The sequence below is a fragment of the Gemmatimonadota bacterium genome (assembly GCA_026706845.1).
Classification (GTDB): Bacteria; Latescibacterota; UBA2968; order UBA2968; family UBA2968; genus VXRD01.
Window position 1 is genome coordinate 1 of record JAPOXY010000015.1, and the last position, 22,635, is coordinate 22,635.

Below are 22,635 nucleotides of genomic sequence, written 5' to 3' on the forward strand. Positions count from 1 at the left end.
TATGCATTGGGATATTTCGGAGCCAGCGAGGTGGATACTGCCGAACTGCAAATCGTGGAAGATATAGGGCCCTGACCAAGACAGATACGCCATCTCATTACGACCAACTCTGTCAACAGTTCGAAACCTTTATAACTGATTGATTCCGCAAGGCTGGACCTTCGGTGTGGGGATCTGCTACGACCTGAGGTTTCCGGAGATCTTCCACACCGCCGCACAGGAGGGGAACTTCTCGCGGATGAAAACGTTAGTATAGCTAACCCGGACTTTTGTCCGGTTTTTTTGTATATTTAACGGTGGCACGGATTTCGCTTATATAGAGAGATATTTTGTGCCTGTTTGCATGGTCTTTTTTTAACTATTTGTTTAATATAGATATAGATTTTTATGTTTCTGAAGTTTTTCGCCGGAGTCCAGGGGGTTGTGTTGTTCAATTGCAACAGGTGTGGTTTTTTTTCACACATGTTCAGGCTGTGTGTGTCCTTTTTTGGGATTTTTCTCTGTGTGCATTCTCTTCGCGCCGAAACGTATGATTTGTCCGCGAGTATTGCACAGGCGATGCGTGTGCATCCCGGCGTGCGTGCAGCAGCGGTTGATGTCGATATTGCGCGGGCGCAATTAGATCAAGCAAATGCCATCCGCTTTTTGCCGCAGTTTGAACTGCGGTCTGTTATTGGTCCTTCGCCCGAGGCGCGCGGTGACGCGCTCACTGGCAATACCATGCTGAGTCATTTGAGTATTTTTACGCGTACAGAGGCCACGGTTGTGCAACCTCTGTTTACATTCGGTTATTTATCCGGAGCCAAAGCAGCGGCTATGGCAGGGGTGACGGCTCAGCAGGCGGGGTTGCAAAAAGCGCGCGGCGACCTGGAGCTTCAGGTCGCCGAGGTGTATTTTGGGTTGCAACTGACGCAGGATTTGTGGGCACTGGCATTGGAGGCGCAAAGTGATTTTCAAACGGCGCGCGATTTTGTGGAGGAGAAACTGGAGGCAGAGGAAGGCGATTTTACGTATGCCGATCTGGGCCGCATTGATCGATTTGCCTTTGATGTGCGCGAAAAAATACACGAAGCAGCAAAAACAAAAGCGCTTGCCGAGTCTGCCCTGCGCCTGCTTTTGGGATTGAGCGAAGGGGATTCGCTGGCTCTTGCGGGTCCACTAACGCCGGTTGATGTGGAGATTGAGCCGCTTGAGTTTTATCTCAAACGCGCGGGAGAGCGCGAGGATATGCAGCAGTTGCAGGCTGCTGTACAGGTGCGTGAGTCTCTAATGCAGGTGGCAAAAGGCGAGCGGTATCCCCAGATATTTATTGCGGGTCAATTTAAGTATGGGTACGCACCGAATCGCGACGATCAGACAAGTCCTTTTGCCAGAGATGATTTCAATATTTTGCAGGCAGGGGCGGTGATAGGTGTTCGACAGTCGCTGTCGTTTGGGCTTACGTCGGCGAAGGCGCGGAAAGCGGGTTTGGAATATCAGAAGTTGTTGTATCAAAAGCAACTGGCCGAGAAGGGCGTGGCGATTGAAATTGAGAAGATTTACCGCGAGTTGATCGAGGCAGAGAAAAATATGGCGGCTGCCAGCCAGGCACGGCGGGCGACCCGCCGGTGGTTTATATCGGTTCGCGATGGGTTTAATGCCGGGCTTGAAGAGGCATCGGATATGATCGATGCCGCAAAAGAGTACGGTGTTATTCGCGCCAAATATTACGAAGCAGTGTTCAATTTTAACCGATCCTGGGCGCGATTACAACGGGCTGTTGGACGCAGTCTTTTGTAAATTGCTTGGGATATTGAGAAAGGTTGTAGAAGTTATGGTGAATAAAGCTGTAATTATTGCCGCCGGGATGGGCAGTCGGTTGAGAGGTTATGGGGCGGATTTGCCCAAGCCTCTCGTGCCCCTGGCTGGCGTGCCATTGCTCAAGCGCACGATTTTGTCGGCTATGCGCGCGGGCATTTCGGAGTTTGTGGTTGTGGTTGGGTATCGGTGCCAGGAGATTATGCACGCCCTTGCCGATGATCCACAGCTTTCGGATGTGGCGATTGATTGGGTTCAAAATAAGGAATGGGCGCGCGGCAATGGGGTGTCGGTATTGAGTGCCAGGGAATATGTCGACGATGAGCCATTTATTCTTTTGATGTCCGATCATCTGTTTGATCCCGAGATACTGGTCAAATTGCGCCGTATGCCGGTTGGTCGGGATGAAGCTGTGCTGTGTGTCGATACCGGTCTCGATGGTATTTTTGATATGGAAGATGCCACGAAGGTGATGACACAGAACCGTCGCGTGGTCAAAATCGGAAAAGAGTTGGCCGATTTCAATGCGGTGGATACGGGGATTTTTCTGTGCAGTCCGTTTTTGTTTGGCGCGCTCGAGCAGTCTATTGCAGAGGGCGAGGGGTCATTGTCGGGGGGGATTCGCGTTTTGGCTGAGAGAGGCAGTATGCGCACTGCGGATATCGATGGCGCGTTTTGGCTCGATGTGGATACGCCCGAAGCGCATGTTCACGCCGAGCAGGAGCTGTTTCGCAGGCTCGGCAAGCCGACCGATGGTTTTGTTTCGCGCTATTTCAATCGCAAAATTTCTACGCGCATTTCTCGCCTGCTCGTGCATACGCCCATAACGCCAAACCAGTTGTCGATTGCGACGATGTTGTTGAGTTTTTTGTCGGCCTGGCTGGTTTTTAAGGGGAGTACGAGTTATTTGCATCTGGCTCTGGGCGGGCTGTTGTTTCAGTTTGCGTCTATTGTAGATGGGTGCGATGGCGAGATTGCGAAATTAAAATTTATGGGTTCTCGCCTGGGTGAGTGGGTCGATACGCTGGCGGATAATATGTCCTATCTCGTGTTTTTTATGGCGGTGCTCGCCGGGATGTACGCATATACGGGTGAGGCATTTTATCCCCTGCTGGGCGGTGTGATGGTTTTTCTCGATGCGTTGGGAGTATTGCTGATTTTTCTGTATATGAAACTGGTTGGGTCCGGCAGTATTGTGAGTTTTAATATGGCGTTTTCGAGCGATGTTCCCGAGAATGAACGCGGGTGGTTTCACCGTTTTTGTATGTCGCTCAAATTTGTGAGTCGCCGCGATTTTTTTGCCGCCTTTTTTTGCACATTGGCTGTCGCGAATAGTATTGCGGGTATGTACTGGTTTCTCGTGATTGGTTCTGCGCTGTTGACGGCGGGTATTTTTGGCTTTGGCGGACAGATGCTGCGCGCGCGCGGTGCTTTGAATGTGGATGAGGCAAAGTTGGGAGAGAAAGCTGATTGATGCAAATCCTGTCTGGATTGGAATAAACTTCTGTTGGGGGGTGTACAACTTCAACAGAAGTTTGTTTGTACGCGGTATTTTTTTAAAAATAATTAGAGAATTTTGTTGCAAAATAGGGCGTTCTTTATTTTTGTTAATGCTCAAGCTCTCTTTCTCGAAGACAGGTTGCTGCTATCTTGACTTTGTGAAAGAAAAATATTAAACTTGATAGAAGTTCCGTCTGCAAACAAGTTGTTGATATTCATAGGCGATATGCTATGATTTTATTACTCGGACCTGCGTTTCTGATGCTCGTTTTGATGGGTGTGGCGGGCGCGTCTGATCAGGGCGATGCACTGCTCGATATGGTGAAGAGCCGCGATCGGGCGATTCAGGATATTGTGCGTTCAGAGACCGGGGGCGATACGGCTGAAGAGCGCGCCGCGCTTAAAGCTATTGTCGGTGAGTTGTTCGATTTTGAAACCTTTAGCCGGGAGTCCCTCGGCCGGGATTGGGCAGCGCGAACAGAGGAAGAGCGGACTGATTTTGTGGCTGTGAACAGGCAGTTGATCGAGAAGAATTACGCCGATCCCGCGTTATATACGAAAGCGGAAAAGATCGATTATACGGGTGTCGAGGTTGACAGCACACAGGCTGTTGTTAAAACAGTGGTGTATTACAGGCGGGAGTCGAGTACGATTGACTATAAATTGCATCTCGTTGATGACAAGTGGTTGATTTACGATATGGTCATCGATGAGTTGAGTGTTGCGCGCAGCAATCGGTCGCAGTTTCGCCGGGAGATTCGCAGGTCTTCTTTTGCTGGCTTAATGGATAAGTTGAAAGAAAAACTAAGTGAAGATAAGTCGGATTAGAAAGGTGGCTCTCATTGGTTGAAGTGGGGCTTCGTTTTTTGGCGGGGTGGACTTATCGACACTACAGAGGTATTCTTGTGGTGTCGATTTTGTTGACGGCTTTTTGCAGTATTTTTGTGTACAGGCTCGGACGGAAGCTCGAGACGGATCTCGTTGCCCTGATTCCAGAAAATTATCAGAGTGTGAAGACGCTCAATGAGATCAAACAGCGCGTGGGCGGTGTGGGCAGTCTGGTGGTTTTGGTACAGAGTCCCGATTTTGAGGCAAACAGGCGTTTTGCCGAGGACCTGGCACACGAATTACAGGACGAGAAATACGAGACGTACATCAATTTTGTCGATTACAAGCGAGATGCGGAATTTTATCGCAAGAACGCGCTGTTGTTTATGGAAACGGACGATTTGGATGAGGTGCTCACGCGTATAGATGATTATATCATCCAGGAAAAGTTGAAGTTGTCGCCGTTGTATATTTCTCTTGATGATGAAGAAGCCGTGCTCGATTTTTCGGATATTGAGTCTAAGTATCGCACGGCGGATAATGGGGACGAGACGTATTATACCAATCCCGACCGCACCATCCTGGCATTGGAGGCGATGGCAGCAGGTACGGTGAGCAATATCGGTTTTGCCAAAGATATGCAGCGGGTGATCCAGCAGGCTGTCAAGAAGGTGAATCCGCGCGCGTATCACCCGCAAATGTTGATTGAATACGGAGGACCGTTTAAGAACAAAATTGACGAATCCGATACCATTTGGAGCGATGTCCGCTCGACGTTGATATTTGGTGTCATGGGTATTGTCGCGCTTTTGACATTTTATTTCCGCCAGCCATTGGCGGCTTTTTTTGTGGCTATTCCGCTGGCGATGGGCTTGATCTGGGCGTTTGCGATTACTTATTGGGTTATCGGCAATTTGAATACCATGACAGTTTTCTTGTTTGTAATCTTGTTTGGGCTGGGGATCGATTTTGGCATTCATATGTTTGCGCGATATCTCGAAGTTCGCATGGACAAGACGGATGTGCGAATGTCCATAGAGACGATGCTGAGTCAGACTGGACAGGCTATTTTGACGGCGGCGATAACCACGTCCATTGCGTTCTTCTCTCTGACGCTGACAGATTTTAGAGGCTTTTCCGAGTTTGGTTTTATTGTGGGTACGGGCATTTTGATGTCGCTGGTCTCTATGACGACTGTATTGCCCGCTGTGCTGGTGCTGGCGGATCAAAGGTTCATGTGGATTCGCATGCGGCACGTGTGGGGACACAATTGGGGCGGTAGCCGGGGGCATTTCCCATATCCAAAGTTGGTGATTGCTGGTGCGTTGATCCTTACGGTGTATCTGGGTATCCATTTGCGCGATATCGATTTTGAATACGATTTCACCAATTTGCGTTCTAACTTGCCCGCATCGATCAAGGTGAAACAAAAGATGGCGACGATTCCGAGATACGGCAGTGAATCGCAGTCTTATGGCATTGTGCTGGCGGATAGCAAAGCGGAACTCGATGAGATTGTAGATGCATTGGAAAAGAAGATAGCCGAAGATGATCCAACGCCGACGATTGATAAAGTCAAAACGCTCTGGACAGAGTTGCGCGGTCAGGACGAGAAGCTGGATATTATTGGAGAAATTCGCGCGCTGGCCAATGGTGAGGGCGCGAAGTTGATCAGAGGAGAGCAAAAGGCAAAGCTCGATTCTCTGCGCGATTTGTTGGATGTCAAAAGACTTTCGGTTGAGGATTTGCCCGAGAATTTATTGAGAAAATTCGAGACTATTGATGGCAGTCAGGCGTATTTTGCGCAAATTTTGCCGAGTGTGCAGTTGCGCGATGGAAAAAATGCCATTGCATTTGCCGAAGATTCACACGAGATTCAAACCGCATCTGGCAAGGTGTTTTATTCGTCGAGTTCCAATATCATTTTTGCCGATATGTTGCGCTTGATGTTGCGCGATAGTCCGCGTGCGATCTCGCTGACGGTGGCAGTTGTGTTTCTCATTGTGCTGGCTGATTTTCGCAGTTTGCGCTCTGCTTTGCTGGTGATTTTTCCCCTTGCCTGTGGTACTGTGTGGATGTGTGGTTCGCTGTATTTGCAGGATTTGAAGCTCAATTTTTACAATATGGTCGCGCTGCCTACTATCATTGGCATGGGGATTGACAATGGGGTGCATCTCTATCACCGATATAGGCAGGAGGGGCCCGGGTCTATGCCGGTGGTGATCAGGAGCACGGGTGGGGCGATGTTCATTTCTATGTTGACGACGATGATCGGCTTTTTTGGATTGATGATGGCGACGCATCCCGGTCTGAACTCAATTGGACGTCTGGCTTTGATTGGTTTGTTGACTTGTTTTGTAGCTGCCGTGCTGGTGCTGCCCGCTATTCTGGAGGTGCTTGAGGGAGATCGAGGGCGTAAAAAAGGTGAAGTGAAGGCATTAGACGAATCGGAATTATAGCTATGAATTTCTATATTGCCCTAAGTGTGAGTATTGTATCTGGACTTTATACGTCTTTGTGGGGGGCGTTTAAGGATTCGCCTTACGAGGATTTTAAGCCCAGAACTTTTCCGCGGAGTATTTATTTTCATGTTGTGATTTTTGCGGTGTTGTATTTTGTCCCGATTTTTAAGGCGAGTTTTTCTGCGTTGGGCTGGGTTCAGATTTTTTTTCTGATTATGGGGTTGGAAAGGTTTTTGGCCGAGCTTTACAAGGGGTTTTTCCGCACGGAAGATCAGGATAAGTATTTTGTGCCTTCGCGCATTACGTTTTTCGGTCGGTATGTGCCGAGCGATTTATTGCGTTATGCTGTGGGAACTGTGCTGGTGCTGGGCGTTTTTGCCGTGTTGTTTATTCCCGCGCCTGTGACGAGTTTTTGGGTCTTTCTCTTGACGGCTTATGTAACGGGTCTGCTGGTGTCGCTTGGCGGGGCGTATAAAGATGCGCCGTTTGAGGGGTTTAAAATTTTGAAGTTTCAGCGGTCGGGCCTGGTGCTGGCAATTTGTTCGCCGCTGTTCTATTTTTTAAATGATCCCATGTATCCCATATCGTTGGGATTTCTGGTGTATATGAATGGTGGGTTGGAGCGTTTTGTTGTGGAGTATTACAAGACTTATATTCAGCGTACGATGTCGGGCAAATTTCGCCCCGATTTGCCGCGGATTCAGCGGTGTATTGATACCCGAGAAAAATTCCACTACGGGGCATTGGTTATTATTGTTGGATTAATTGTTCTGTATGTGTTTGAGGTTGCCGATTATTAAACAATGAATTTTAACGATTACGACGCCGTTATTATCGGTACGGGATTTGGAGGTAGTGCCTGCGCTTATGTGTTGGCTGCGGCGGGTATGAAGGTTTTACTGTTGGAACGGGGCGATTGGGCAAGACGCGATGCAGAGGATTGGGACCCCCGCTCTGTGCTGGTTGAGAAACGCTATCAGGGGCCATCACCTATTCGCGTCAGGCAATATGAGGACCGCGATTTTTCAGATGTGGTCGAGAATGAGGTGGTTGGTGGGATGTCCGTGTTTTACGGTGGCGCATCGCTTAGGCTGCGCGAAGAAGATCTGGTCGCGTGGCCGATTTTGTATGGGGACCTGTCTCCGCATTACGATTGTGTCGAGCGTTTGTTGGAAGTGCATGGGGAGATGGGTGTCGATCCGTACGAGCCGCTGCGAACGGGTGACTATTTGTATCCGCCTATTGAACTGTCCCACCCTGCACAACGCATTTGGGATGCTGGACGCGCGCTGGGGTATCGGCCTTTTCGCATGCCACTGGCGATCAATTTTTCGGATCGGGCGCGAACTGTGTGTATTCGATGTTTGACCTGCGATGGGTTTCCGTGTCAAATTGAGGCTAAAAATGATCTGACGATGACGTTGCTCAAGTTGGCACAAGATGCAGGGGCTGAGATTTTGACGGGGGTGCAGGTTGCGCGTGTTATTTGCAAACGGGGGCGCGTGCGCGCTGTAGTGTGTGTGGATCGGCGTACAAAAAAGGCGTTTGAAGTGCCCGCACCTGTTGCTGTTGTCGCTGCAGGGGCACTGCAAAGTCCGGCTATTTTGTTGCGGTCAGAACTGCATTCGTTTCCGCAGGGCGATTTGATTGGGCGTTTTCTGATGCGGCATTGCAATGCTGTTGTGGCGGGGGTGTTTCCGTTTCGCACGAATCCCGAACAGGTGTTTCACAAGCAGGTGTGTTTTTCGGATTTTTACGAGGATTTTCGAGGGCAGGACGGTCGCGCCGTTGGGGTGATTCAGGATATTTACACGCCGTCGTCCATAGCACTGAAACACCACGCGCCTTTTGGACTTAAGAACCTGACGGCAATGGCCGCTGGCTTTTTGCAGAATCTGTTGTGTGTTGCAGAGGATGAGCCGCAGTTTGAGAATCGCGTGGTGTTGGCAGATGAGCAGGATGTTTATGGCATTAGCCGTGCACAGGTCATACATCAGTACACAGCGCGTGATTGTGATCGCCGCGATTATCTGGTGGAGAAGGCCAAAGGGATTTTGCGCGCGTCAGGCGCGTTTTTTTTTCACACGTATCGCATCGACACTTTTTCCCATGGCGTGGGGTCAGTGCGTATGGGCGATGATGAAGAGGCGAGTGTATTGGATGAGAACTGCCAGTTCAGGGGGATTGACAATTTGTTTGTGACGGATGGGAGTGTATTTCCCACATCTGGCGGCGTCAATCCGAGTTTGACGATTGCGGCAAATGCCCTGCGGGTGGGAGATTATATTGTGGAGGCGTTCAGATGATCTCAAAGTATCGCTTGAGTTCCCAATCCGTTATGGCGCGGCGATATTCCGCAATTTCGTGTTCGCGCGTGATTGCGAAGTGATCTACAAATGCGTCGCCGAGACAGGCGCGGCTGATTTCGCTGTTTTTTAATCGGTCTGTCGCTTCTTCAAGTGATTTTGGCAATGGTGTAAATCGTTCTTCGGGAGCTTCGTAGGCATTTCCGTTGTACGGCTCGCCGGGGTCGAGTTGATGTTCTATGCCGTATAGCCCGGCGGCGAGGCTGGCCGCCATCGAGATATGCGGATTGGCGTCGGCACCTGCCAGTCGATATTCGGTGCGTGTGGATTCAGGGGATGTACCTGGAATCGCGCGGAGGGATGCGGTTCGATTTTCAATTCCCCAGGAGGCGTTGGTCGGTGCCCAGGCTCCGGGGACTGTCCGCTTGTAAGAGTTGATGGTCGGGCATATTAGTGCCATCATGTGGGGCATTGCAGCGATTTGTCCCGCGATATAGTGTTTCATTATTTGAGACATGCCCTGCGGATCTGATTCATCGGCAAATAAATTTGTGTCTCCCTCTAAATTCCACAAGCTCTGGTGCAGGTGCCCGCTGCAGCCGGGGTAGTCTGGACTCCATCTCGCCATAAAGGTTGCGACGAGTCCGTGTGTGGATAGTATCTCTTTGACGCCTGTTTTGAATAGCGCGGCTTTGTCCGCGGCGTTACATGCTGTGTCGTACCGAATCGCGGTTTCATATACGCCGGGTCCCGTTTCGGTGTGTATTCCTTCCAGTTCAACGTTATACGCTCCCATTCCATCGATGATTGCGTGAACAAATTCTGAAGCCGCAGATGCTCGCAATATACTGTAGCCAAACCAGCCGGGCGATAGCGGGGTCATGTTCTCAAATCCTTTGTCTTCCAGGGATTGGGGAGTTTCTCGGAAGATGAAGTATTCGTATTCTGCGGACATGTATGGCTGGAATCCCATGTCATTCGCTTTGCGTACGACTGTTTGGAGCAGTTGGCGCGGGGATACCGCAAGTGGCTGATTTTTGTTTTCGTAAAAGTCGAGTAAAAATAACGCGGTATTTTGCTCCCAGGGTATTACGCGATAGGTGCTCAGGTCAATTTTGGCGAGGAGGTCCGGATACCCGGTATGCCAGCCCGTGACGGTCGGTTGTTCGTAGAGTTGGTCGATCATATCCCAGCCAAATGTCACATCGCAGAAGCCCAGGCCTTTTTCCATGGCAGAAAAAAATTTGTCGAGCGATATGTATTTGCCGCGCATAACGCCGTCGATGTCGAAACCAGCGAGTTTAATTTTTTGTATTTTGTCGCTTTCAAGACGCGATTTGATTTGATCTGTTGTCATAAAATTTTTTGCCCTATCTACAAAAAATGTCTTTGGTTTTGTGGAGGTTGCAAGGCATAATAAAGAGGCTGTGGCTGAAAATCAAGCTGTTCCCATCTGCCAATCCGTTTTGAGGAGGCTTTCATGAAGTTCACCAATAGTCTGATTGCCTCGTATGAAAGATATGCGCTGGAGAGGGAGCATAGTTCCACCGATGCGTTTAAAGTGCGAGAGAGGAGCGCGTTTTTGCAGTGTTTGAGAGATGAACGACGAAGTTCTATTCTCGAGGTGGGATGTGGTCCTGGCCATGATGCGAGATTCTTTCAAGAGCAGGGGTTCCGGGTTGTTGCGATTGACAATGCGCCGACGATGGTCAAGCTGGCGAGAGAGAAGGGCGTTCCCGCTCGCGTTCTGGATTGCTATAATCTCGATCAGTTGAGCGAGTCTTTTGATGCGGTGTATTCCATGAATTGTCTGCTGCATATCCCGCAGGCAGATATAGATGAGATTTTCGATTTGATTGCGGCGCGGCTCGTAGAGGATGGGTTGATGTATGTTGGTGTGTGGGGAGGCGACGATTTTGAGGGAGTTTTGGAGCGAGATACTTACGAGCCGAAGCGGTTTTTTTCTTTGAGAAAGACGGAGACGCTTCTTAGAGTTCTGCAGAAGTCATTCAGGTTGGAGTACTATCGCAGATTAGAACCCCGAGACGGTATTTGTTTTCATTCTGTTATTGCACGCCGCTTTTAAAAAATAATGGAAGGTGAATAATGAGTGATACATTGACAATTCACGATGCATGCAGGCGTGGAGATATCGACGCTGTACGCGAAATGATCGCAGCCGATCCCACTGTTGTTGACGCGGATGATGAATACGAATGGCGGCCAATTTTTCACGCGGGTTTGTGGCGACACGAGGATATCGTGCGGCTGCTGATTGAGGCGGGTGCTGATCTGGCGGCTCATGATGGCTATGTGTTGCACTACGCTGGCGAGGTTCCGAATAATAAAAATATTGTTTCGCTGCTTATTCAATACGGTGCTCTGGATCCCCATGTCCGTCCGACTGATGATTTGTCGCGGCAGTTCTTGGGGGCTGTTTTTCTCGCGGATATAGCGCGGGTGCAGGCGTTGCTCAACAGGCATCCCCATCTGGCGACGGCAGTAGATGGTCGCGGCGATCAGCCTGTGCATCACGCGGCGCGCAATGGCGATACCGAAATCGTGCGTCTGTTGATCGCGCATGGCGCAGATGTCAATGTCGCAAATGATCGCGGGCATACGGTGTTGTACTGTGCTGGTGGGCACGGGCATCTCGATACGGTAACGTTGCTTTTGGAAAGTGGTTCCGATCCCGATGCGGAGTTTACGGAGGATAATAAGACGTTGATGGAATGGCTCGCGCAGTTTCCCGAGGATACGCGCTTCCAACGCATTGCCGAAGCGTTGCGGCAACATGCGGCGAAGTCATAACGTACTGGAAATTTTTCAGTAAGGGATTTGTAATGAGAGCGTATATTATGAAGCGTTCGAATTTGAACATGGAAACACGCGATGTCTGAAGGAATTTCTTTATCCGATCTGTCGCCTTATGCGAGACATCTCGCAACTGAGTCGCTCGAATGGTCAGAGGGGTTCTGGGATCCCGAGAGCGCGTTGTTATGGTCTCACCGCCAGAATGATGCGGTTCTGATGGTTCGGAACTCGGTCTGGTTTGCGGTGGGGCTTCTTCTTCGCAATCGGGGTGACGATGTTGAGCAAGCGTGCCGTACGATTGATGCGATTATCGATAATCAGTTCGATGAGCCGGGGACGCCATACCACGGTACTTTTTATCGCTATGTGGGCGAGCCGCATCCCTCAGAGGGCGATGCCGTGATGTGGCGTACCTATGATCCGAACTGGCGGCAGTTTATCGGGCTTGGGTTTGCGACTGTGCTTGAGGAGTATGAGGATCGGTTGCCCCGGCGATTGATTGATCGCATGATTCGGTCTTTGGAGATGGCTGTTGTGGGCGAACCTCCGGATCGCTGTCCGCCGACGTATTCGAATATCGCTTTGATGAAGGCCGCGATGTGCGTGTGGGTTGGAAAGCGTATCGGAAACGATGAGATGGTTTTATACGGTGAAGCGTTTGGTGGTGAGGTCTATCGCTTGTTCGCGCAGAATAATGCTTTTGCGGAGTACAATTCACCGACGTACTACGGCGTGAATCTCTACGCACTGGGCTTCTGGCGACGCTATCTGGAGAAGAGTGCGCTCCACGAGTTGGGCGCGTATATGGAGGTAGAACTCTGGCGGGATATTGCGCGCTATTACCACGCGGGATTGAGCAATCTGTGCGGGCCTTTTTCGCGCAGCTATGGGATGGATATGAAGCATTATACCGCGCTTACGAGTCTGCATATCTGGCTCGCATTTGGCCGTGAGATAACCCCATTTCCGAGAGGAGGGGAGATTAACGCGGAGTTCAATTATGGACCGTGTTTTGCGATTCTGGGAGTTGATGCGCCGCCAGAGATCGCTGCCGCTTTTTCGGTATTTGAGGGTCCGCGAGGTGTCGAGAAACGGATTACGGATGAGCGCGTTGCAACCGCGTGGCTGGATGAGCATTACATGATCGGCGCAGAGGATTCGGGTGGCTATTCTGGTCGCAATTTCCAATACCATCCTGCGACGATTCACTGGCGCATGTCAGATGGTGAGACCGGTTGGCTCGCGCTGCGGCATATTGGACAGATTGCGGCAAAGGCGGAATTGGGGCGTCTGTCGATTGAGGCTGATATTAGAGGTGAACAGCAGACAGAGGCCGGACATCCGCGGGAGTTTGTGTTTGAGATTTTTTCACCCAATGTGGCTGTGTTTGAAGAGGATGTGTGGCGCCTGGATGGTCTCGAGATTGGGGTTGAGACGGATATCGCACAGAGAACAGTTGAGATTACAGGTAGCACGGCGAATATCAGATTTACCGCTACACCCGATCAGTCGCGTGTCAGGTTTGATTTTTCGGTTGCGTGATCTCATTATCATCGCAACCGTTCGTTGAATGTCTGCCAGGACTCAGGTATGGACATTTGACACATCTTTATAGGGAGGGATTTATGAGTCTGGAAGTTTTAATGGTCATCGGCTTTTTGCTCGGCGCGTATTCTATTGTCGGTAACGACGCAATTCAGACACTGGGGACGTTTCTCAGTTCCAATTCTCACCGTCCGTGGTGGGTGCTGTGGCTCTTTGGCGGCGGCATCCTGACTGTGGTCCTCGTGTATGGGTGGGTGGTATATGACGGCGATGTCTCGTATGGCAGACTTACGGCGATTGAAGTGCCAGACCATTTTAACTGGGTTTACTGTATCCCGCCTTTTGTACTGCTTTTGCTGACCCGTGGGGGTATTCCGGTCAGTACCACATTCCTGACCCTGACGGTGTTTGCACCGAAGGCATTGCCGAGTATGCTGATCAAGTCGTTGGCGGGGTATGCGACGGCATTCGTGGCCGCCATCTTTATTTACAGGCTGGTTACGCGGGGGTTAGAGTCTCGCTTCAGGCAGACAGATGGGCCGACAAGTTCCTGGTGGATAGTGGCTCAGTGGTGTTCAACCGGTTTTCTTTGGAGCCAGTGGCTGATTCAGGATCTGGCCAATATCTATGTATTTTTGCCGCGTGACCCGATTACTCGCACGCCAGACATATCTTTGGGGTGGTTCATAGCATCCATCGTCGCTATGTTGGCTATGCAAGCCATTATCTTTTACACGCATGGCGGTGCGATCCAGAAGGTGGTGTTGACGAAGACGAATACTACGGATATCCGTTCGGCGACTTTTGTAGATTTGATCTATGGCATTGTGCTGTTTCTGTTTAAGGAAGTTAGCAAGCTCCCGATGAGTACGACCTGGGTTTTTGTTGGTCTGCTGGCAGGGCGCGAGATCGCCCTCGTCTGGAATGGGAGGCACCGCCGCCGCCGAGATGTGGCGCGGTTGGTGCTTTCCGATTTCGCAAAGATTACTTTCGGTCTGGTTGTGAGCGTCGTTATCGCCTTGTTGCTGCCCTATCTCCATGAACTAACCCATACTCATTGACGAAACACCTGTTCATCACGTTGGCTTTGCTTATTCTGTAGGAGGATTATGTCATGTCCGATTTGTTGATTTTGACGCCAGAGCAGAAGCGCGCTTTTGACGAGGATGGATTCCTTTTTCTGAAGGGTTTTTACGGTTCCCGAGAAATGAAGGAGATGCGCGGCCGTTTCCACGATCTGGTCATCCGCACCGAAGGGCGCCCCCAAAATATGCGCTACAGTTTTATGGAGGAGCCCGAGGGGTATCAGCCCGATCCTTTTAATCCGAAGAATGTGGTGGGTATGATGGATCAGACGCTGGCGGATGACTACTGGTTCGATCAGTTTACCGAGCCGCGCATTGTTTCGGTTATGGTCGATCTTTTGGGGCCTGATCTGGATTTTCACAATGGGAAGATCCGCAATAAACCGCCGGGTTTTTTCTGCGAGCAGAGCTGGCATCAGGATTGGCCGTACGAGCGGCATACGATTCCAGATCTGGCTGCGGCAATCACGTATCTCGATCCCACTGATTTTGAGGCCGGTGCTACTGAGGTGGTGCCCGGTTCTCATCGCGAGGGTGAGTTTCCCACGTACAGGGGTCACTCGATTGCAGATGATTTGATTGCTCCCGAACGTCCGGTTGTTCTGAGCGCGCAACCCGGCGATGTGGCGATTATTCATGTGCTGGTCGTACACAGAGCTGGGCACAATTACACTCAGCGGGGCCGCCACGCCATTATTAACGAATACAAAAGTGCCGCGGCTATAGATCAGTGGAATAACCGCTGCGCTTTTGCCGGTTTGCCCCTGGCGCGCAACCGTCGCCTGATCATGCCGCGCGTACACGCTGGGTGAGTGAAGGAATTTACGAGAGGGGGTTTGCGATGACGTACGATTTGCTCATCAAGAGCGGGACGCTGGTCGATCCGGCGGAAGGTCTCAGCAGCGTGCGGGATGTGGCGTTCGCAGGAGGCAGGGTTGCTGCTGTTGGGGAAGATCTGGATACGGGCGATGCCCGCGAGGTGATTGACGCTGCGGGTTGTGTGGTGACGCCGGGGCTGATCGATATTCACGTCCATGTGTTTGCCGGTGTCAGTCATTTTGGCATTGAACCCGACCCTACATGTCTTGCGCGAGGCGCGACGACTGTGGTCGATGCGGGATCTGCGGGTGCAGATATTTTTCCGGGGTTCCGGAAGTACGTGATCGATGTGAGTGAGACGCGGATTTTGGCACAGATGAATATCTCGTCTCAGGGTATGCTGACTGCCGAGATCGGCGAGTTCGAGATTCCCGAATACGCGGATGTCGATAAGGCATGCCGCATGATTGAACAGCACCGCGATATTGTTCTCGGGGTGAAGGTTCGGCTGACGCGGAATAGTATTGTCAGCGAGCGGTCCGGGATGTTGCCTTTGCATAGAGCGAGAGAGGCGGCAGACGCGGCTGGGCTGCCCATTATGGTACATCCGCAGGATGCGTGGTGCGATTCAATTGACGATATTTTGAAGGTGATGAAGGGCGGAGATATTTTGACGCATTGTTTTCACGATTTTCCGTGTGGGATTCTCGATGGCGAAGGTCGCATCCGCGATTCGGTTCTGGACGCGATTGAGCGGGGCATTGTGTTTGATGTGGGACACGGGGCGGGATCTTTTTCATGGGGGATTGTCGAGGCGGCGATGTCGCAGGGTGTTCTGCCGACTACGATTTCATCGGATCTGCATATTTACAATGTAAATGGTCCTGTTTACGATCTCGCGTCTGTGGCGACAAAGTTTTTGCATCTGGGTCTGTCGATGGAAGAGGCGATCTCGCGCGTGACATCTGTGCCTGCTGAGGTGATTGGGATGAAGGGCGAGGTGGGGACGCTGGCGAAAGGGGCATTTGGAGATGCTGTGGTGTTTGAGTTGCGAGAAGGGGCGTTTCGGCTTGAGGATTCGCGCGGAGAAGTTCGGACGGGTCGGCAGAATCTGGTGCCGGTTGCGGTTGTCAAGGGCGGTCGCATTTATACGTCTCGTGGGAGATAGATATGTCGCCAATTAAACCCGAGCATACGTACGATTTGATCGAAGTATCGGCAGTGGAGATCGCGGGAGATGGGTCGGCTGTGGTTTTTGTGCGGCAGGAGATCAATAAGGAGACGATGAAGCGGGAGTCGCGGATCGCGATGCAGTCGCTTGCAGATGGGGATGCTGTCGATGTGGCGAAGGAACCTGGGGACAGTGCGCCCAGACTTTCGGCTGATGGGAAGTCTCTGGCTTTTTTGCGTTCGGGAGAGGGTGATAAAAAGCAGGTTTGGGTGATGCCGGTTAGTGGTGGGGATGCGAGGCAGGTGACGATGCTTCCCGATGGCGCAAAGGATATGGCGTGGTCGCCCGATGGTTCGGCGTTTGTCGTTGTGTCGCGCGTGGATCCAGATCGCGAGGTAGAAGGCGAGGAGAAGGCGCCGAGGACGCAGGTCGCCCGTCGCGTGCGGTATCGCGATGATGAGGGTGGCTGGCGAGGCGATGCATTTTCGCAGTTGTTTCTGGTGGATGTCGTAACGGGCGAGGCTGAGCAGATTACGGAGGGGGAAGGGGACCACGGGGCGCCGGCGTGGTCACCCGATGGGAGCCGCATTGCGTTTGTGACGGACTGTGTTGAAGGGCGCGATTTTGTGCGGGGTTCAGAGGTCCATGTGATGGACAAGGCGGGTGGGAGGTCGCGGTGCTGGTCGCAGGGGTTGAGTCGCGCGGAGTCTGTGGCGTGGTCGCCGGATGGGAGACGGCTGGTGGTTGCGGGCTCTCACGACGCGGATGTGTGGGATTCAAGGCAGTCGTGGTTGTTTGTGCTGGAGGAAGATGAGGCACCGGTGTGCCTGGCGGGTGATGTTTATACGGTTGTGCAACCTCTTGCGCCGCGGTGCTGGACGCCGAGGGATGGGATATTGTTTATTGGTGATAGGGCGGGAGAGTCGTTTTTGTGTCGGGTGAATCCCGATAACTCTTCTTTGCAGACCGAGGTTGTGGATGGCGGTGGTCAGGTTTGTACGGGTTTGTCGGTTGACCGCGCGGGCGCGCGTGTCGCAATGGTGATGTCCTCGCCTGTGTGTCCGTGCGATGTGGTGGTGATGGATGTGGGGGCGAAACGACAACGCGCGGTGACGGCTGTGAATGCTGAGTTTTTGGAGGCGCATCCCGGTGCGCGCGTGGAGAAGTTGGTGTTCGAGCGGGGTGGGGAGACGATTCAGGCGCGGGTGCTGTTTCCCCAGGATTTTGACGAGGTGGGTTCCTATCCGCTGGTGCTGGATATTCACGGGGGACCAAACGGCCGGTTTTCGGATTCGTACGATGTTACGCATCAGATTCTGGCGGGTGCGGGCTATATTGTGCTGGCTGTGAATCCGAGGGGGTCGTCGTCTTATGGGCCAGATTTTCTGAAGATGGTGCTGGGGGATTGGGGGGGAGAAGATTTTCTGGATTTGATGGCGGGGGTTGACTTATTGTGTGAGCGGTCTTATGTGGATGCGGACCGGTTGGGGGTTCACGGCTATAGCTATGGTGGTTTTATGAGTAGCTGGATTGTCGGTCACGACCATCGGTTCAAGGCGGCGGTGGTCGGTGCTCCGTGTATCAATTTGCACAGTATGTACGGTACGTCGGATATCGGGGTGTCGTTCGGAGAGAATCAGTGGCAGGGTTCGGTTCTGGAGAATGTGGAGGCTCTTGTGGAGCGGTCGCCGTTGACGTATGCATCTGAGGTGCAGACGCCAGTGTTGCTGATGCACGGGGAGGAGGACTATCGCTGTCCAATCGAGCAGGCCGAGCAGTTTTTTGTCGCGCTGAAGCGACAGGGCAAGACGGTGGAGTTTGTGCGCTTTCCGAAGTCGTCTCACGGGTTCAGGAGGAACGGACACCCGACACTGCATGTGGAATATCTCGATAGGATGTTGTCTTGGCTGGAGAGGTACTGTAGTTGAATGGGAGGTCGCTGTGTTGACTCATAGAGAAAAAAAAAGAGACATTCCGATTGTGGAAGATGTGGATGTGGTCGTTTGTGGCGGGGGTCCGGCTGGTATTGCCGCTGCGATTGCGTGTGCGCGGCAGGGTGCCAGGACGCGGCTGATCGAGTTGCACGGTAGCCTGGGGGGGGTGTGGACGACGGGTGCGTTGAGTTGGATTATCGATTCGGCGGATAAGCCCGGCATTATGGCGGAGATTACATCTCGGCTCGATGCGCGGGATGCGCGCAGGCTTCGCGCTCAGGGTGGAAAGAATTACGCGTATGATGTCGAAGAGATGAAGTTGCTTCTCGACGAGATGTGTGTCGAGGCAGGTGTTGAGATTCGGCTGTTGACGCGCGTGGTTGGTGCAGCGCGGGATAGCGAGAACAGGCTTTCGGTCGTGATTACGGAGTCCAAAAGTGGACGAGAAGCCTGGCATGCGAGGGCTTTTGTCGATGCGACTGGCGATGGTGATCTGGGGGCGCTTTGCGGATGTGGGTTTGATGTCGGTCATCCGGAGACCGGGGATGTCCAGCCGATGAGTCTGATGGCGTTGATTATGGGGTTGCAGTTCGATCAGATCGAACCCTACGTGGGTGGGTCTATGGCAGAGCCAAAGCAGAGGCTGAGCGCGCTGATGGAAGAGATCGGCATTTCGCCTTCGTATGGTCATCCGACATTATTTCGCATCAGGGACAATTTGTTCGCGCTTATGGCGAACCACCAGTACGGCGTGAAATGCGACGATGCCAATGCGATTACAGAGGCGATGATTCGCGCGCGTCGAGAGATTCATACACAGGTGGCTGCTTTGCGGGCGCACGGCGGTGTGTGGTCGGATATGCGCGTGGTGGCAACGGGCGCGCAGATTGGTGTTCGGGAGGGACGGCGGATTCACGGACGGTATGAGGTGACGGGGAAGGACCTTCTGCGGGGTGCGCGGTTTGAGGATGCAGTTTGCAGGGTTACAATGGGGATTGACGTGCATTCGACAGATCCGAAAAAAACGAAGATTGTGGAGGCGAAGCCGCACCGGTCACAGCCCTATGATATTCCACTCAGGGCGCTGATTGCGCGGGATGTCGATGGCTTGCTGATGGCGGGGCGTTGCATTAGTGGTGATTTTATAGCGCATTCGAGCTATCGGGTGACTGGAAATGCCGTGGCAATGGGACAGGCTGCTGGTGTTTGTGCAGCCAATGCCGCTCTGTCGGATAGGTTGCCCCATGAGGTTCCGTGGTGTGAGGTGAAAGCGGCTCTTGATACTATCAATGGTGCTGTTTGTAGTAGTTGATTTGAAGAGAAAGATATGGACGCGAATTATCAACCACTTGCTGACGTGCGAAAAGATCTTCGGGTCGAGTGGTATAGATGTCCTATTGACCACGCCAAACTTCGCGCGCTTTCAAAACGGAGCGATTTGCAGGGATGGTTTCAGGCTGGGGGACACTTCGCGTTATTTTTGGGTACGGGTGCTTTGACATATCTGTTCTGGTCACAACAGTACTGGCTCGGATTTGCAGTGGCGCTTTTCGCCCACGGGACAGTCGGGAGTTTTTTTTCGGGCGTGGCTCCGCATGAGCTTGGTCACGGTACTGTGTTTCGCACAAAGTGGCTAAATAAGTTTTTCAAGTATTTTTTTAGTCTCTTGAGCTGGTGGGACCCGTTCGACTATGCCACCAGCCATACCTATCACCACCGCTATACGCTGCATCCGGAGGGGGACCGAGAGGTATTGCTGCCGCTCAAACCATCGGTTGATCCGACCTTTTTGTTACAGATGTTTACGGTGAATATTTTTACGCAACCGGGACGCACCTTTGGCAAGGGTGGGGTGATTTCGACGATTTTTGTGACGATTAAGTCGGCGCTTGGCATTATCGGTTCCACGGAGAGTCCAAGTCGCGAATGGTTGCAGGCTTTGCACGCGGACCAGCCGGATGAGAAACGCAAGTCGGTGTGGTGGTCGCGTCTGCTGCTTCTCTTTCACGGATCGGTGGTGGCGGTTTCTATCGCCACGGGTTTATGGATGCTGCCGCTTCTCGTCACCTTTTTTCCGTTTATCGGGAATTGGGGGGTCTATTTTGTCGGTCTGCCACAGCACTGCGGTCTGCGCGATAATGACCCCGATTTTCGCAAATGCGTGCGTTCGATGACGCTCAATCCACTCGCGGAGTTTCTCTATTGGCGGATGAACTGGCATCTGGAGCATCACATGTATGCTGGTGTCCCGTGCTATAACCTCAAGAAGTTATACCGGGAGGTCGCCGGTGATATGCCAGAGCCGCGCACGCTTTTGGGCGCGTGGCGAGAGATGTATGAGACCTGGCAGAAGCAGGAGATTAATCCGGGCTACCAATTCGACACACCGCTGCCAGAGTCTGTGAAACGGGTTCAGGAGGGTATGGAGGATGGGTTGGAGAGTTCTATCGGGGAGTTGGCTCCCAGGGGTTTGAGATAAAAGAAGTTGACGGACGTCGCAAAGGACTTGTGGAGATTGAATTATGATTGCTAACCTGACAGAATATCAAAAGGCTCAGGAAGAGATTCGTCACCTTGAAGAACGATTGACACGGTTACAGAAAGGCCATTCGATTGGCTCTAAAGGGTTCACTAAGGCAGGTATCCGCAAGATGATTGCACGCCTACATGAAGAATTAGCAGTGTATGAAGGTCGTGAAGAAGTAGGCCATTCAGATTCATAATCATACTCAATTTTGTCAGCATAGAGAATAAATGTCCCGAGTGTCAACAAATTCCCCAAAAGATGCTCTTCATCATGCTATTATCAATCGAGTATCAGAAGCAACTGTTTCAAAGTTGCATAAGAGAGGTTTGCTTGCCCTGTATCTCGGGGGCACTTTTTTGACTTCTGACCGACTATCTTCCAGCGATATAGATCTGCTTGGAATAGTAGCGAAGACGTTTGATTTTTGTGAAGAAGACCATCTCAATAGCTATTTCGATGAGTCTGTTGAACCTGAAGTTGGTATCAAATCTTGCTTTAGAGGGATTACCATTTCCGAACTCAAAGGAGGCATTCAAAAGGGCAATGCAACATCTTGGATTCCAATCCGCATAATGATAAAACGATTACCATTCTATATGCATTTATGGGGCATAAAATTCAATTTTACTACTTTTCCCATCAAGCCCTATCCTCCAAAAGAGGAAGCAAGCATCCATTTCATTGGCATCAAGCGCAGTATTAACAGCATCCGTCGCAAAAATGGGAAGCTCAGACTTTCCCCACAAGCATTTGCCAAACAGGTGTTGCATCTGGCATTCGTAGAGGCAGAAGTAGCGTATGGATTTAAATTCACACCATCATACGAAGGGCTTATTGATCATCTAAAAGATCGAAAAGATCATTTTGCTCATAGAGCGTTAGAGATCCGCAAATCCGAAGCAATTTCAACTGAAGAGTATCTGGCGTTTTGTGATCAAGTAGAAAGGTACATATCAAATTTAAAAAAATTAAAAATAAGGAAGTATGATGGCCGAAATGATGAATAATCAAAAGAACCAGAAATCTCAAAGTGTTCAGTTCTCAACCCGTGCTGAGGCGTATGATCGCCTGCAACCAGTTCGGATTGAGATGTTTGATTTTTATCACAGTCTGGCTATGGATTTTATTCCGTTTGATGAGCAGACGGAATTTCGGATGCTCGATTTGGGATGTGGAACGGGTATATTTCTCAATTGTGTTTTGATGAAATATCCGAAAGCAACGTGTGTGGCGATTGATTTTTCAGATGAGATGATGAGATTTGCAGCTCGGAAGATGGGCACGCATTCAGATCGCGTAGCATTTCTTCAGAGAGATCTCAATGAGGGGCTGCCAGAAGGTTTGGGATCCTTTCAGTTCGTTGCATCGTTTTCGACTATCCATCATCTTACAGATGAGAATAAGGCCCGCCTGTTCGGGCAGATTTATGATGCGCTTGAGACAGGTGGCTGGTTCTTTTTAATCGATGCTATGTCCACGCGCTTTGACGATGATATTTATGAGTTGGGTCGAAGGCGGCTCAATCTTCGCCGAGAGGAGAGGTTCGAAGAATCTGGGATTGATATTGAAGAGGCGAATCGGGTGCGTGAGATTATTGAGCAGGTAGATGAAGACAGTCCTGAGAGAGATCGAATATCTCGTTTTTCTTTTCAGGTTGAATGGCTAAAAGAGGCGGGTTTTCGTTCCGTAGATTATATCTGGCATTTGTGGATGGAACACTTCATCATTTGTCGCAAGTCAACCACCCACGGCTAAAGCCTGTGGGCTTGTCCCTGCCACAGGATTCCCCCGATGGTTGACACCACCATTGGGGGTATGGCGAGACTTTAGGCTTGTTGACACAAAGC

The 22,635-nt window shown here is 51.3% G+C and carries 19 protein-coding genes; 18 read left to right on the plus strand and 1 reads right to left on the minus strand.

The window, feature by feature from the left end:
* Positions 1-504 precede the first annotated feature (504 nt).
* The 6 genes from OXG87_01340 (at position 505) to OXG87_01365 (ending at position 8,893) form a co-directional block, all read left to right on the plus strand.
* The gene (locus tag OXG87_01340; GenBank protein MCY3868166.1) at positions 505-1,779 is read left to right on the plus strand and encodes a TolC family protein; all 1,275 of its coding nucleotides are present in this window, start codon (positions 505-507) and stop codon (positions 1,777-1,779) included.
* A gap of 34 nt (positions 1,780-1,813) precedes the next feature.
* Positions 1,814-3,271, plus strand: coding sequence for an NTP transferase domain-containing protein (locus OXG87_01345; protein ID MCY3868167.1), 1,458 nt, complete (start codon positions 1,814-1,816; stop codon positions 3,269-3,271).
* 257 nt (positions 3,272-3,528) lie between these two features.
* A complete protein-coding gene (locus OXG87_01350) occupies positions 3,529-4,125 on the plus strand; it encodes an ABC transporter substrate-binding protein (GenBank protein MCY3868168.1) in 597 nt (198 codons plus the stop codon).
* Positions 4,126-4,148: 23 nt separating this feature from the next.
* Positions 4,149-6,584: an MMPL family transporter gene (locus OXG87_01355; GenBank protein ID MCY3868169.1), complete on the plus strand. Its 2,436-nt coding sequence runs from the start codon at positions 4,149-4,151 to the stop codon at positions 6,582-6,584.
* 2 nt (positions 6,585-6,586) lie between these two features.
* Complete coding sequence (locus OXG87_01360; GenBank protein MCY3868170.1) at positions 6,587-7,387, plus strand: hypothetical protein; 801 nt, start codon at positions 6,587-6,589, stop codon at positions 7,385-7,387.
* A gap of 3 nt (positions 7,388-7,390) precedes the next feature.
* On the plus strand, positions 7,391-8,893 hold the full coding sequence (locus OXG87_01365) for a GMC family oxidoreductase (protein ID MCY3868171.1): 1,503 nt from the start codon (positions 7,391-7,393) through the stop codon (positions 8,891-8,893).
* Here the strand turns inward: OXG87_01365 and OXG87_01370 are convergent.
* Positions 8,886-10,250 carry a glutamine synthetase family protein gene (locus OXG87_01370; protein MCY3868172.1) on the minus strand — a complete coding sequence of 455 codons (1,365 nt, stop codon included), beginning with the start codon at positions 10,248-10,250 and terminating at the stop codon, positions 8,886-8,888. The genes OXG87_01365 and OXG87_01370 overlap by 8 nt on opposite strands.
* A 123-nt stretch (positions 10,251-10,373) precedes the next feature.
* On the opposite strand from OXG87_01370, the gene OXG87_01375 reads away from it, so the two are divergent.
* The 12 genes from OXG87_01375 to OXG87_01430 all read left to right on the plus strand — a co-directional run bounded on the left by OXG87_01375 (position 10,374) and on the right by OXG87_01430 (position 22,543).
* Entirely contained in the window at positions 10,374-10,979 is a 606-nt protein-coding gene (locus tag OXG87_01375) for a class I SAM-dependent methyltransferase (GenBank protein MCY3868173.1), read from the plus strand.
* 20 nt (positions 10,980-10,999) lie between these two features.
* The gene (locus tag OXG87_01380; GenBank protein ID MCY3868174.1) at positions 11,000-11,704 is read left to right on the plus strand and encodes an ankyrin repeat domain-containing protein; all 705 of its coding nucleotides are present in this window, start codon (positions 11,000-11,002) and stop codon (positions 11,702-11,704) included.
* 81 nt (positions 11,705-11,785) lie between these two features.
* Entirely contained in the window at positions 11,786-13,249 is a 1,464-nt protein-coding gene (locus OXG87_01385) for a hypothetical protein (GenBank protein ID MCY3868175.1), read from the plus strand.
* 83 nt (positions 13,250-13,332) lie between these two features.
* Entirely contained in the window at positions 13,333-14,313 is a 981-nt protein-coding gene (locus OXG87_01390; protein ID MCY3868176.1) for a hypothetical protein, read from the plus strand.
* Between the two features lie 53 nt (positions 14,314-14,366).
* Positions 14,367-15,149, plus strand: coding sequence for a phytanoyl-CoA dioxygenase family protein (locus OXG87_01395; protein MCY3868177.1), 783 nt, complete (start codon positions 14,367-14,369; stop codon positions 15,147-15,149).
* Positions 15,150-15,178: 29 nt separating this feature from the next.
* Positions 15,179-16,324 carry an amidohydrolase/deacetylase family metallohydrolase gene (locus OXG87_01400; protein MCY3868178.1) on the plus strand — a complete coding sequence of 382 codons (1,146 nt, stop codon included), beginning with the start codon at positions 15,179-15,181 and terminating at the stop codon, positions 16,322-16,324.
* A 2-nt stretch (positions 16,325-16,326) separates the two neighbouring features.
* On the plus strand, positions 16,327-18,255 hold the full coding sequence (locus OXG87_01405) for a S9 family peptidase (GenBank protein ID MCY3868179.1): 1,929 nt from the start codon (positions 16,327-16,329) through the stop codon (positions 18,253-18,255).
* Between the two features lie 13 nt (positions 18,256-18,268).
* Positions 18,269-19,573, plus strand: coding sequence for an FAD-dependent oxidoreductase (locus OXG87_01410; GenBank protein ID MCY3868180.1), 1,305 nt, complete (start codon positions 18,269-18,271; stop codon positions 19,571-19,573).
* Between the two features lie 15 nt (positions 19,574-19,588).
* Positions 19,589-20,740, plus strand: a complete 1,152-nt coding sequence (locus tag OXG87_01415; protein MCY3868181.1) for a fatty acid desaturase — start codon at positions 19,589-19,591, stop codon at positions 20,738-20,740.
* Positions 20,741-20,783: 43 nt separating this feature from the next.
* A complete protein-coding gene (locus OXG87_01420; GenBank protein ID MCY3868182.1) occupies positions 20,784-20,984 on the plus strand; it encodes a hypothetical protein in 201 nt (66 codons plus the stop codon).
* 31 nt (positions 20,985-21,015) lie between these two features.
* Positions 21,016-21,795, plus strand: coding sequence for a hypothetical protein (locus OXG87_01425; protein ID MCY3868183.1), 780 nt, complete (start codon positions 21,016-21,018; stop codon positions 21,793-21,795).
* On the plus strand, positions 21,776-22,543 hold the full coding sequence (locus OXG87_01430) for a class I SAM-dependent methyltransferase (protein MCY3868184.1): 768 nt from the start codon (positions 21,776-21,778) through the stop codon (positions 22,541-22,543). Before OXG87_01425 ends, OXG87_01430 begins: the two co-directional genes overlap by 20 nt.
* The last annotated feature ends 92 nt before the right edge of the window (positions 22,544-22,635 follow it).